Annotated in this window: 12 protein-coding genes; 7 read left to right on the top strand and 5 right to left on the bottom strand. The window is 68.7% G+C overall.

All coding sequences use genetic code 11. The annotated features are described in order from the left end of the window. The first annotated feature begins 6 nt into the window (after positions 1–6). From A5764_RS06555 to A5764_RS06545, 3 genes are read left to right on the top strand one after another with little or no spacing between them, the layout of a single operon-like run. Positions 7–381 carry a DUF742 domain-containing protein gene (locus A5764_RS06555; protein WP_067110369.1) on the top strand — a complete coding sequence of 125 codons (375 nt, stop codon included), beginning with the start codon at positions 7–9 and terminating at the stop codon, positions 379–381. Then, positions 362–937 carry an ATP/GTP-binding protein gene (locus tag A5764_RS06550; protein ID WP_067110365.1) on the top strand — a complete coding sequence of 192 codons (576 nt, stop codon included), beginning with the start codon at positions 362–364 and terminating at the stop codon, positions 935–937. The genes A5764_RS06555 and A5764_RS06550 overlap by 20 nt, the downstream gene beginning before the upstream one ends. A 7-nt stretch (positions 938–944) precedes the next feature. After that, positions 945–1,502 (top strand): pentapeptide repeat-containing protein, encoded by a 558-nt coding sequence (locus A5764_RS06545; RefSeq protein ID WP_067110362.1) that lies wholly within the window; start codon positions 945–947, stop codon positions 1,500–1,502. A gap of 72 nt (positions 1,503–1,574) precedes the next feature. Here A5764_RS06545 and A5764_RS06540 read toward each other — a convergent pair whose 3' ends face one another. Continuing rightward, the gene (locus A5764_RS06540; protein ID WP_067110359.1) at positions 1,575–4,223 is read right to left on the bottom strand and encodes an FHA domain-containing protein; all 2,649 of its coding nucleotides are present in this window, start codon (positions 4,221–4,223) and stop codon (positions 1,575–1,577) included. 29 nt (positions 4,224–4,252) lie between these two features. After that, on the bottom strand, positions 4,253–5,467 hold the full coding sequence (locus A5764_RS06535; RefSeq protein ID WP_067110355.1) for an NADH:flavin oxidoreductase: 1,215 nt from the start codon (positions 5,465–5,467) through the stop codon (positions 4,253–4,255). Positions 5,468–5,640: 173 nt separating this feature from the next. Between A5764_RS06535 and A5764_RS06530 the strand changes: the two genes are divergently transcribed. Both A5764_RS06530 and A5764_RS06525 read left to right on the top strand, forming a co-directional pair. After that, a complete protein-coding gene (locus A5764_RS06530; RefSeq protein WP_067110417.1) occupies positions 5,641–6,486 on the top strand; it encodes a bifunctional methylenetetrahydrofolate dehydrogenase/methenyltetrahydrofolate cyclohydrolase in 846 nt (281 codons plus the stop codon). After that, the gene (locus A5764_RS06525) at positions 6,483–6,764 is read left to right on the top strand and encodes a DUF3017 domain-containing protein (protein ID WP_067110352.1); all 282 of its coding nucleotides are present in this window, start codon (positions 6,483–6,485) and stop codon (positions 6,762–6,764) included. Before A5764_RS06530 ends, A5764_RS06525 begins: the two co-directional genes overlap by 4 nt. Here the strand turns inward: A5764_RS06525 and A5764_RS06520 are convergent. Beyond that, positions 6,761–7,231 (bottom strand): DUF732 domain-containing protein, encoded by a 471-nt coding sequence (locus tag A5764_RS06520; protein ID WP_067110349.1) that lies wholly within the window; start codon positions 7,229–7,231, stop codon positions 6,761–6,763. The genes A5764_RS06525 and A5764_RS06520 overlap by 4 nt on opposite strands. 293 nt (positions 7,232–7,524) lie before the next feature. Between A5764_RS06520 and A5764_RS06515 the strand changes: the two genes are divergently transcribed. Together A5764_RS06515 and A5764_RS06510 are read left to right on the top strand one after the other, a co-directional pair. Continuing rightward, complete coding sequence (locus tag A5764_RS06515; RefSeq protein WP_197501223.1) at positions 7,525–8,961, top strand: FAD-binding oxidoreductase; 1,437 nt, start codon at positions 7,525–7,527, stop codon at positions 8,959–8,961. A 327-nt stretch (positions 8,962–9,288) separates the two neighbouring features. Then, positions 9,289–10,662: an HNH endonuclease signature motif containing protein gene (locus A5764_RS06510; protein WP_067110343.1), complete on the top strand. Its 1,374-nt coding sequence runs from the start codon at positions 9,289–9,291 to the stop codon at positions 10,660–10,662. Positions 10,663–10,672: 10 nt separating this feature from the next. Here the strand turns inward: A5764_RS06510 and A5764_RS06505 are convergent, their stop codons facing one another. Both A5764_RS06505 and A5764_RS06500 read right to left on the bottom strand, forming a co-directional pair. Beyond that, positions 10,673–11,407, bottom strand: coding sequence for a class I SAM-dependent methyltransferase (locus A5764_RS06505; RefSeq protein ID WP_067110414.1), 735 nt, complete (start codon positions 11,405–11,407; stop codon positions 10,673–10,675). Continuing rightward, on the bottom strand, positions 11,404–12,552 hold the full coding sequence (locus tag A5764_RS06500; protein ID WP_067110340.1) for a homoserine O-acetyltransferase: 1,149 nt from the start codon (positions 12,550–12,552) through the stop codon (positions 11,404–11,406). Before A5764_RS06500 ends, A5764_RS06505 begins: the two co-directional genes overlap by 4 nt. Positions 12,553–12,556 lie beyond the last annotated feature (4 nt).

Genomic DNA, 12,556 nt, shown 5'->3' with positions numbered 1-12,556 from the left:
GCCGCGATGGACAGACGCGAGCGGTGGCCGGCCTCCCGTGAGGCGAACCTGGTCCGTCCCTACACCCTGACCTCGGGGCGGACCGACACCGACGTCGACCTTCCGCTGGAGGCGCCGATACAGGCGTTGCAGGCGGGCCTGGCTCACCGGTGGCCACCCAACGATGCGAGAGGCAAGATCATCCAACTGTGCGCCGACAGCCCGTCGGTCGCCGAGATCTCGGCCCGGCTGGATTTACCGGTCGGTGTCGCGCGCGTCCTGGTGGGCGATCTGGTGCTGTCCGGCTACCTTCGGGTGCATAGAACCTTGACCGAGCGCTCCACCCGCGACGAGCGCCACGAACTCATAGGAAGGACCCTGCGTGGTCTTAAAGCACTCTGACGGAGGATCCCACGCGTCGACGAAGATCGTCATCGCGGGCGGTTTCGGCGTCGGCAAGACCACCTTCGTCGGTGCGGTCTCCGAGATCATGCCGTTGCGCACCGAGGCGATGCTCACCGACGCGTCGACCAACGTCGACGCGCTCGAGGCCACCCCCCACAAGCGGACCACCACGGTCGCGATGGACTTCGGCCGCATCACGCTGGAAGAGGACCTGGTGCTCTACCTGTTCGGCACCCCGGGGCAGCGCCGGTTCTGGTTCATGTGGGACGACCTGGTGCGCGGCGCCATCGGCGCGATCGTGCTGGTGGACTGCCGGCGCCTGCAGGACAGCTTCGCCGCGGTCGACTTCTTCGAACACCGCAACCTGCCGTTTTTGATCGCGGTCAACGAATTCGACGGCGCCCCACGCTATCCCGTCGAGGCGGTGCGCGAGGCGCTGACCCTGCCGCGGCACATCCCGGTAATCACGGTCGACGCGCGCGATCGCAGGTCGGCGACCGACGCCCTGATCGCGGTCAGCGAATACGCGCTGGAAACGCTGGCCGCGAGCTGATCCCGCTTTGCACGAGTGGGTCGATCGCGAAGTCACCGGCACCGATTTTCGCGACGAGGATCTCAGCCGGCTGCGCACCGAACGGGCCGTGTTCAGCGAATGCGACTTCAGCGGCGCCAACCTGTCCGAGTCACAGCACAACGGCTCGGCGTTTCGTAACTGCACCTTTGCGCGAACCTTGCTGTGGCACAGCACGTTCGCGCAGTGCAGCATGCTGGGCTCGGTATTCGTGGGATGCCGGATGCGCCCGATCACGTTCGACGAGGTGGATTTCACCCTCGCGGTGTTGGGCGGCAACGACCTTCGCGGCGTCGACCTGAGCGGCTGTCGGCTGCGCGAGGCCAGCCTGGTGGAGACCGACCTGCGCAAGGCCGTGTTGCGCGGCGCCGACCTCACCGGCGCGCGGACGACCGGCGCCCGGCTGGACGACGCCGACCTGCGTGGCGCGACCGTGGACCCCTCGCTGTGGCGGACCGCCTCGCTGGCGGGCGCGCGCGTCGACGTCGACCAGGCCATGGGCTTCGCGCTGGCGCACGGGCTGCGCCTGGACGCCGGGCGCGACTAAGCGGGTCGGGGGTCGACCCCACCTGGCGCCGTCAAAGCGCAGCAGCACGTGCACGTGGGCGATCAGCGGGTGTCAGCGCCGCTTGAGCCGGATCTTCCACCAGACAACGGCGGTATAGACCACGCACAAGACCCCGAGCATGGCCATGTCGAACAGCCACGCGCTCGCCTTGTGGTCCCAGTGCTGATCCTTGGGGTCCGTCGGTCCCGGTATCAGCCGGTGGGTGTCGATCGTCGATGCCGACGCCGCGAAGCCCCAGCGCGCGGGCGTGACCCACGAGAGCTGGTCGAGCACGAGCCGGTCGGTCACCCAGATCATCCCACCGGAGAACACCAGCTGGCTCATGATCGACACCACCAGCATCGGCATGATCTGGTCCTGCGATTGGGCCAGCGCCGACAGCGCCATGCCGAGCAGCGCCGAGGCCACACAGGTCGCGGCGACGGTGACGAACAGCTCTAGTCGGACATCTCCCAGCAGCACGGGCCCGGACAGCGGTGTGCCCCAGCCGATCACCGAGATGATGGTGGCGATCGCCGCCTGAACGATCGCGAATGCGGAGAACACCACGATTTTGGCGGCGATGTAGGCCACCGTCGAGAGGCCGACCGCCTGTTCGCGTTTGAAGATGGGGCGCTCGCCGACGAGGTCGCGGATTGTCAGCGCGGTACCCATGAACACCGCGCCGACGTTGAGCATGACCAGGATCTGGTCGGGCTGAGCCGGATTGTTGCCCAACGGATCCGACATGCCGTATCCGCTCTTGCCGCGGACGGTCAGGGTCAGCACGCCGATGAGGAACGGCAACAACGCCAAGAACACCGTGTACCCGCGGTCGGACACCACGAGGCGGACCTGGCGGCGGGCGACGGTCCAGAACTGGCGGCGGACGTCGGTGTGGGTCGGCTCGCCGAGGTCGGCGGCCGGGCTGTGTTCGGACGGGGCCGGCGTCGGCCGATGCTCGGCCAGGAAGCGGCGGTTGGCCTCGTCGGGGTCGGCGCCCACCTTGGTGAAGATGTCGGCCCAGTTGCTGGTCCCCATCGCCGCACCGATTTGGCTGGGCGGCCCCAGGAACGCCGTCTTGCCGCCGGGCGCCACCAGCAGCAGCTGATCGCACACGTCGAGGTAGGACACCGAGTGCGTGACAATGAGCACCACGCGCCCGGCGTCGGCGAGCTGGCGCAGCATCATCATCACCTGGCGGTCCAGCGCCGGGTCGAGGCCGGTGGTCGGCTCGTCGAGGATCAGCAGCGACGGCCCGGTCAACAGCTCCAGCGCCACCGAGGCGCGCTTGCGCTGGCCGCCGGACAGCTTATCGACGCGAGTGTCGGCGTGCTTGGTCAGCTCCAGTTCCTCGAGCACCTGCGCGACGACCTGTTCGCGGTCGGCCTTGCTGGTGTCCGGCGGCAGCCGCAGCTCGGCGGCATAACCGAGCGCCTGGTTGACGGTCAGCTGCCGGTGCACCACGTCGTCCTGGGGCACCATCCCGATCCTGCTGCGCAGCGACGCGTATTCCGTGTGAATGTTGTGACCCTCGAAAGTCACCGAGCCCGAACTGGGGCTGGTGTACCCGGCGATCACCCGCGACAGCGTGGTCTTCCCGGCGCCGGACCCACCGATGATGGCGGTCAGCGTCCCGGGGCGGGCGGTCAGCGAGATGTGGTTGAGCAGTCGCTTGCCGTCGATGTCGAAGCAGACCGAGTTCACCTCCAGGCCGCCGGTGCGCGTCGCCGCTTCCGTGCGGCGCACCAGGGTGTCGCCGGTGAACACCAGGTCGACGTTTCCGATCGTGACCACGTCGCCCTCGGTCAGCACCGCCGACCCGACCCGGACACCGTTGACGAACGTCCCGTTGACGCTGTGCGCGTCGCGGATCTCGGTCCCCAGCGCCGTCTGCGTCAAAAACGCGTGATGGCGCGACGCCAGGACGTCCTGGATGACGATGTCGTTGTCGGTCGCCCGGCCGATCGTTTGCGCCTCGGACGGCTTGGGCATGGCTCCGGACCGCGACGGCCGCAACGCCTGGAACATTTTCGTCGCCAGGTTGCCCACCTCAGGCGGCTTGGCGGAGCTGGGCGACATCTGCGTCTCCGGCCCCGCCTGCGAGGCGGCCATGTGGGCGTGGTGGAGCAGGAAATTGGGCGGCGGCGCGCTGGTCGGGTAGGCCGGGGGCCGACCCCCGCCGCTGGTCGGGTAGACGGGTTGCCCCGGCGGCGGGGGTGGTGGGCGCCGTGCCGCCGGCGCGGCCCAGTTCGGGGTGCGGCCTGGGGGTCCGGGCGGCGGCCCGGGTGGGGCGGCGACGGCAGGGCCGGGTTGGCCCGACGCCTGCGAGGCCGGCCACGCCGTCCCCGACTGGGCCACCGCCGGAATGCCCATCGACTCGGTCCGCGGCGGCCGTCCGGCCAACCCTTGGTGGCGCCCGACCTCGAAGGTGAGCAGCGGGCCGTCCGGGTTTCCGATGTTGATGCTTTGGCCGTCGTGGATGTCGACCACCGGGACCCGGCGGCCGTTGACGAAAGTGCCGTTGAGCGAACCGTTGTCAATCGCCAGCCACCGGCCCTGGTCGTAGCGCAGCAACAAGTGGGCGCGCGAAATCAGCGGGTGCGTGATGCGCATGTCGGCCCGAAGATCACGCCCGACGACCACGTCGTGACCCGCTGCGAAGGTGCGTTCCGACGCGTCGCTGCGAACGGTTAAGGCCGGTGGGGCTGGTGCACTCATTGCCACAACTGTAGCTTGTGCGACCGCTGTTACCCGGTCGCGTGGATGGCGTCCGGCGCCCCCGTCACCACGCACCGAGTCCGGCTGTAGACGGTTGCCATGCACTGGTTGCAGTGCGTGCACGCCGAACGCACGCTGTGCTGCGCGCCGTCGGCGGCGATGCGGTTTATCAGGTCCGGCTCGGCCAGCAGGGCCCGGCCCATCGCCACGAACTGGAAGCCCTCCGCCATGGCCAGGTCCATCGTCTCCCGGTTGGTGATGCCGCCCAGCAGGATCAGCGGCATCGTCAGCTCGGCGCGGAACAGCTTGGCGTCGCGCAGCAGATAGGCCTCCCGATAGGGGTACTCGCGCAGGAACTTCTTGCCGGTCATGCGGATGCCCCAGCGCAGCGGCGGCTTGAAGGCGCCGGCGAACTCCTTGACCGGCGCGTCGCCGCGGAACAGATACATCGGGTTGACCAGCGAGCTGCCCGCGGTGAGTTCGATCGCGTCCAGGCCGCCGTCGTCCTGCAGCCATTTGGCGGTGGTCACCGATTCCTCGGTGCCGATGCCACCGCGGACACCGTCGGCCATGTTGAGCTTGGCGGTCACCGCGATCGGCGCGCCTTCTTTCTCCACGGCGCGGCGGACGGCCATCACCAGACCGCGGGCCACCTTGGCGCGGTTTTGAAGCGACCCGCCGAACTCGTCGTCGCGGCGGTTGATCAGCGGCGAAAGAAAGGCGCTCGCCAAATAGTTGTGGCCCAAATGGATTTCGACCGCGTCGAAGCCGGCGTCGATGGCCAGCCGCGCGGCGTTGGCGTGCGCGGCCAGGACGTCGTCGATGTCGTCGCGGGTGGCCTTCTTGGCGAACCGCATCCCGATGGGGTTGAAGAACCGCACCGGCGCCAGCGCGGTGGCCTTGTTGGAGCGGGCGTTTGCCACCGGGCCGGCGTGGCCGATCTGGGCGCTCACCTTCGCGTCCTCGGCGTGGATCGCGTCGGTCAGCCGTCGCAGCCCAGGCACCGCCTCCGGGCGCATCCACAGCCCATTGCCCTCCGTGCGGCCGCCGGGGGAGACCGCGCAGTAGGCGACGGTGGTCATGGCGACCCCGCCGGCGGCCGGCAGCCGGTGGTACTCGATCAGGTCGTCGGTCGCCAGCGCACCGTCCGTGCGCGCCTCGAACGTCGCGGCCTTGATGACGCGGTTGCGCAGCGTGATCGGACCCAGCTTGGCTGGGCTGAAGACGTCCGGGGTATCGGGCATATCGGGAGCCTAATCGCGATCGCAAGCGCGGCGTAATGGCGATCGCAAGTGCGGCGTAGCCGGGCGCAGCGGGTCGCCATCAACGAGCGCAATGGCGATCGCAAGTGCGGCGTAGCCGGGCGCAGCGGGTCGCCATCAACAAGCGCAGCCTGCGGCGTGCCAGACTGTCAGGCGTGGGCGCAATCACGCTGGACGGCAAGGCCACCCGGGACGAGATCTTCGTCGACCTCAAGCAGCGGGTCGCAGAACTCACCGCGGCGGGCCGCACACCGGGGCTGGGCACCATCCTGGTCGGTAACGATCCCGGATCTCAGGCCTACGTCCGCGGCAAGCACGCCGACTGCGCCAAGGTGGGCATCACCTCGATCCGCCGCGACCTGCCTGCCGACATCAGCACCGAAGAGCTGAACGCCACCATCGACGAGCTGAACGCCAACCCGGAATGCACCGGCTACATCGTGCAGTTGCCGCTACCCAAGCAGCTAGACGAGAACGCGGCACTCGAGCGCATCGACCCGGCCAAGGACGCCGACGGGCTGCACCCGACCAACCTGGGCCGGCTGGTGCTGTCCACCCCGGCGCCCCTGCCGTGTACCGCGCGGGGGATCGTGCACTTGCTGCGCCGCTATGACGTCGAGATCGCCGGGGCGCACGTGGTGATCATCGGCCGCGGTGTGACGGTGGGCCGCCCGCTGGGTCTGCTGATGACCCGACGCTCCGAGAACGCCACGGTCACCTTGTGCCACACCGGAACCCGAGATCTGGCCGCGTTGACCAGGCAGGCGGACGTGATCGTGGCCGCCGTCGGTGTCGCGCACCTGCTGACCGCCGACATGGTGCGTCCCGGCGCCGCCGTCGTCGACGTGGGCGTCAGCCGCACCGAGGACGGCCTCGTCGGCGATGTGCATCCCGGTGTGTGGGAGGTGGCCGGCCACGTGTCGCCGAATCCCGGTGGTGTCGGCCCGCTTACCCGCGCGTTCCTGCTCACCAACGTCGTCGAACTGGCGGAGCGGCAATGACGGCGGCTGCCGCAATCCGGGCGCAGTGGCCGATCCTGTTGGTGGGGTTGACATTCGCGGCGGCCTTCGTGCTGGCGGGGGCCAACTTCTGGCGCCGCGGTGCCCTGCTGATCGGTATCGGTGTCGGCGTGGCGGCGGTACTGCGGTTGGTGTTATCCGAGGACCGTGCCGGGCTCTTGGTCGTCCGCAGCAAGGGCATCGACTTCGTGACCACCGCGACGGTGGCCGCGGCGATGGTCTATATCGCGTCGACCATCGACCCGCTGGGTACCCGCTAAATCCCTGGTACGCGGGGGATTTGGTTCAGGCCGCCGGGCAGTTGGGACAGGCCGCCGGGCATGCCGGGGATTTGCGGCAGGCCCGCGGTCGGGTTGCCACTCGCAATGTTCGCTATCTCCTGCGGGCAGTACATCTGAATGGCAATGGTCGTGAACATCTGGGCCATCCCCGGCGAAAGGCCGCGGTTGGTGACGCTCGCCGCGGCGGCGGCGAAGTTCCCGCCCGGCTTGGCGAGCATGGGGCAGATGGACTGACCCACCGACATCGCGTTGCCCGGTTCGCCGAAGTCGATGCCGGCGTGGTTGAGCGCGTCGATGAAGTTGTCGTCGGCGGGGTCCGCCTCGGCCGGCGCCGCGAAAGCGGCGGCCACGGTCAGGAGCCCGGCGGCCCCGGCGAGCAGGCGAATGGTCAGCGGCTGCTGGCGAAACGACCAAAGCCAACCGGGTGTCCTCGCGAATGCCTTCATGCCAGCCGCCCCTTCTGTCGCGGAGTGCACTTTTGGCACTCAAGTCACGCTAAGAACTCTGATCTATAACTGTCACGTTTACAACACGGTGCGATAAAGGTTTGCACAATAAGCGTTTCGTAAGGCCGGCGCGGTCTGGGTGTCGATTATTGCGGTCCGGTTTGCTGGTCGGCCGCCGGGCGATCGAGGCCACACTGTGATCCGACACTCGGCCGGACGCCGGGCTTTTGGGTGCCGAATGGTTAAGAATCCGGGCCATGGCGACGAATCGCAGCCGACCGATGGAGCTTTCCGTGCAGAGTCGCATGTCGCGCCAGCAGTTTCTTCGCGGCGCCGCCGGAATGCTAGCGGCGGGAGCGGTTTTCGGTACCACTCGGGCGGCGGCCGACCCGGGAAGCGGCTGGGCCGGGCTGGCGTCGTCGATCGGCGGTAGTGTGCTCCTGCCCGCCAGCGGTGCCCAATTCGTCACGGACAAGCAGGTTTTCAATTCGTTCTACAACAGCTCCAATCCGGCCGCGGTGGTCACCGCCTCATCGCAAGCCGATGTGCAGAAGGCGCTGTCGTTCGCGGCCGCAAACCAGCTCAAGGTCGCCCCGCGCGGCGGTGGGCATTCGTACATCGGCGCGTCGAGCGCCAACGGCGTGATGGTGCTGGATTTGCGCCGGCTTCCGGGGGGCGCCAACCTCGACGGCGGCGGCAACGTCACCGTCACGCCGGCGGCCACCCTGTATGCCGTGCACCAGGCGTTGGCCGGCGCCGGCCGCGCCGCGCGCGCCGGCAGCTGCCCGACGGTCGGCATCGCGGGCCTGGCGCTCGGCGGTGGTTTGGGGGCCGACTCCCGGCACGCGGGGCTGACCTGTGACGCGCTGCAGTCGGCCACGGTGGTACTACCGAGCGGCGAGGTGGTCACCGCGTCCGCCAACGACCATCCGGATCTGTTCTGGGCACTGCGCGGCGGTGGCGGCGGCAACTTCGGGGTGGCGACGTCAATGACGTTCTCTACGTTCGCAACTGGCGACACCGACCTCGTCCGCATCGACTTCCCGCCGTCGTCGGCAGTGCAGGTGCTCGTCGGCTGGCAGTCGTGGCTGAACTCTGCCGACCGGAACCAGTGGGGGCTGGTGGATCTGTCCTTTGGTGGTAGCCAGCCGAACTGCCACGTGTTGGCCACCGCTCCGGCGGGCGCGGGCGCGGCGATGACCGATGCGATCAAATCCGCGGTTGGCGTGGCGCCCAGTGCCGTCCAGACCAAGACGTTCAGCCACACGGACCTGGTGATGTACCTGGCCGGTGGCAGCTCGACGCCGTCGCCGCGCGGATTCGTGGCCGGATCCGACGTCATCTCGACCGTCAATGCCGCTGCGGCGCATGGGATTGCGACGGCAATCGGGGAGTGGCCGTCGACGGCCGGGCAAGCGTCGGTGCTCGTCGAGCCGTTGGGCGGTGCGGTGGGCGACATCGGCGCGGGGGACAGCGCGTTCCCGTGGCGCCAGCAGTCGGCGGTGTTGCAGTGGTACGTGGAGCCGGCGAGCAATCAGGTGGCCGCCGCGACGCAGTGGGTGAGTGCGGCGCACCAAGCGGTGCAACAGTTTTCGGTGGGGGGCTACGTGAACTACCTGGAGCCCAACACGTCGGCGTCGCGTTACTTCGGTTCGAACCTGTCACAGCTGACGACCGTGCGGCAGAAGTACGATCCCAACCGAGTGATGTTCTCCGGGTTGAATTTCTGAGGTAACTTACCGGAACGACCGAACTCGTCCGCGGCGTTACCTCGTCGACGACGTGCGGGCGGCGGTGGACTTCTACACCACCCACCTGGGCTTGACTTGAACGCCGCGCCGGCGTTGCCTCCGTCGTGCGCGGCCCGCTGCAGCTGCTTCTGCCCGGGCCGAAGAGCTCCGCGGGGAGCCCGGTGCCTGACGGCGCCACGCCGGCGCCCGGCGGCTGGAGTCGCATACAACTGTTCCAGACCGCTCCCGATGGAATCACTTGCGCCACTTTTGTTTCAGTGAATCCTGGGCGGGATTTCTGTCGGTGGTGATGGCTAGCTTGGGATTATGGCTGGCAAAGTGGTTGATCGGGAGGCGATCACGGCTGCCTTTGACACGCTCGACGCCGCAATGGACGGGACGGCCGGCCTGGACTGTGAGACGTTGAGTACCCGGGAGTTGTTGGGGCTGTTAGAACGCTGTGAGAGGGTGCGCCGGCGGATGCCGGCCGTCGAGCATCCGATGATCAACGCGCTGGCCCGCCAGGCCACTGCCGAAGAGTTGGGCGGCAAGCTGTCGCACGCCATCGCGGAGGCGACGCTGATCAGCCGTACGGAAGCATCGCGGCGCATCAAGGAGGCAGCCGATCTTGGGCCACGCCACGGTCTCACCGGCGAACCATTGGCGCCGGTGCTGGCCGGCACCGCCGCCGCGCAACGCGACGGCAAGCTGGGGACGGGCCAAGTCGTGGTGATTCGGCGGTTTTGGCATCAGCTGCCCGGCTGGGTCGATACCGTCACTCGCGACCAAGTCGAGGCGAAGTTGGCCAAGGAAGGCACCCGATTTCGCCCGGAACAACTGGCCGAGCTGGCCGCCACGCTGGCCGACTGCCTGAACCCCGACGGCATCTACACCGACGAGGATCGGGCGCGACGCCGCGGCCTGACCCTGGGCAACCAGCAAGCCGATGGTATGTCCGAGCTGCGTGGGGTGCTGACCCCCGAAGCCCGCGCAACCCTAGAGGCCGTGCTCGCCAAACTGGCCGCCCCCGGCATGTGCAACCCGTTCGACGACACCCGGTGCGTGGATGGGCCGCCCACCCAAGAAGCCATCGATGGAGACGCCCGCTCGGCCGGTCAGCGCAATCACGATGCGCTCAACGCCGCGCTGCGCGCCCTGCTGGCGTCGGGAAAATTGGGCCAGCACAACGGGCTGCCCGCGTCGATCATCGTCACCACCACGTTGAAGGAGCTCGAAGCCGCCGCCGGACGCGGGCTGACCGGCGGGGGCAGCATCTTGCCCATGAGTGACGTGATCCGTCTGGCCCGTCATGCGCGTCACTACCTGGCCATCTTCGACGAGGGCAAAGCGCTGACGCTCTATCACACCAAACGGCTGGCCTCCCCGGCCCAGCGAATCGTGTTGTACGCCAAGGATCGTGGCTGCACCGCACCGGGCTGCACGGTGCCCGGCTACTACAGCGAAGTCCATCACGTCACCGACTACGCCAGATGCCGTACCACCGACGTAAACGACCTGACCTTCGCGTGCGGTGCCCAACACCGCATGCTCAGGCCCGGCGGCTGGAGCACCCGCAAAAACGCGAACGGCGACACCGAGTGGATCCCACCCCCACACCTCGACCGCGGCCAACCCCGCACCAACACCTACTGGCACGCCGAAAAACTGCTGCGACGCGACGAGGACGACGACGAGTGGTAGCGCTTGGTGGCTATCCGCCCAGCGCCGCGCGGATGCACACGGTGACATAGGGCAGCGCCAGGCCGGTCGAATTCGCCAGGGCCGGATGGGTGGCGAGCAACCGACGCACCTGGTCGAGCGTCTGGGTGCGGACCTCGGTCGGCGACGTGATGCAGTAGCTGCGCGATGCAACCAGGTCGATCAAGGCTTGCGGCGTAAGGTAACTCGTCCACTCGACCTGATGCCGCTCGGGCTCGGTGAACGACTCGGAGAGCTTGACGTCGAAGCGGCCGCGGTCGCCGTCGGAACCGATGATCTCGCCCAGTTCGCGCACCCAGCCGAGCCGTTCGTCGCGGGTGTTCCACACCAGGCCCAGCCGCCCGCCCGGACGCAGCACCCGGGCCACCTCGGGAATCGCGCGTTCGGGATTCACCCAGTGCCACGCCTGGGCGACCAATACGACGTCAACGCTGTTGTCCTCCAACGGAATCTCTTCTGCGGTGCCCAGCAGCGCACGCGTCTCCGGCAGCGAGGTATGTAGCACCTCGAGCATGTCGGGAATCGGGTCGACGGCCACCACGTCCAGGCCGCGCTCCACCAGCCGGGTGGTCAGCTTGCCGGTGCCCGCCCCCAGGTCGAGCACTTGGCGCGCGCCGCGCGGCAACAGCCAGTCGATCGCCTCCGGCGGATAGGAGGGGCGGCCACGCTCGTAGGCGGCGGCCGCCGAGCCGAAAGACAGGGAGCGGTCGTGCCTCGAGCGCGTCACCTCGGACATTTAGGGCACGCGCCTTCCTCATGGGCCAAGTCCAGCGTCTTGCGGATCAACTCGCCGACGGCGTCGGACTCGACGAGGAAGCCGTCGTGGCCGCAGATGGACTCGACAACGTTGAGCTCGGTGCATCCCGGCAGCAGCTCGGCCAGCTCCTGCTGCAGGCGCAGCGGGTAGAGCCGGTCAGAGGTGATACCGCCGACCACGACCGGGACCGGGCACCCACGCAGCGCCGCCTCCACCCCGCCGCGGCCGCGGCCGACGTCGTGGCTGTTCAACGCCTCGGTCAAGATGACGTAGCTGCCGGCGTCGAAGCGGGACAGCAGCTTGTCGCCCTGGTGCTCGAGGTAGCTCTGCACGGCGTAGCGGCCGCCGTTCGCCGGGTCCTCGTCGCCCTGGTTGTCGTTGGCGAACCGAGTGTCGAGCTCCACCTCGCCGCGGTAGGTCAGGTGCGCGAAGCGGCGCGCGATCGTCAGACCGGCATCCGGCGTGCGCCCGGTGCCGTGGTAGTCGCCGCCCTGCCAGTTCGGGTCGGTCTTGATGGCCGCGACCTGAGTGGTCTGGGTGCCGATCTGGTCGCCGGTGGCGCGGGCGCCGACCGCCAGCAGCAGCCCGGCCCGGACCGTGTCGGGATGGCCGACGATCCATTCCAAAGCCCTTGCGCCGCCCATGGATCCGCCGACCACCGCGGCAACCCGGTCGATGCCCAGCGCGGCCAGCGCGGCGATGTCCGCCTCCACCTGGTCGCGCACGGTAATCAGCGGAAACCTTGAGCCCCATGGCTTTCCGTCCCGCGCCAGCGAGCTGGGGCCGGTGGAGCCGCGGCAGCCGCCCAGCACGTTGGTGGCCACCGCGCACCAGCGGTTGGTGTCGATGGGCGCGCCCGGACCGGCCACCCCGTCCCACCAGCCCGGCGTGGGATGCCCTGGCCCGGCGGGCCCCGTGATGTGCGAATCGCCGGTCAACGCGTGCAGGACGACGACCACGTTGTCACGGGTCGGCGACAGCTCACCCCAGCGCTGGACGGCGATGCACACATCGTCGATCACCGCGCCGCTTTCGGTGGTCAGCGAGCCGATGTGGACAAAGCCCACTTCGCCTTCGGCCGGCAGCGTCTGCGTCGGAACGTCGGAGATCGTCATCCCA

Source organism: Mycobacterium sp. 852002-51057_SCH5723018 (assembly GCF_001667035.1).
GTDB lineage: Bacteria > Actinomycetota > Actinomycetes > Mycobacteriales > Mycobacteriaceae > Mycobacterium.
This window is presented reverse-complemented; position numbering and strand designations above follow the sequence as displayed.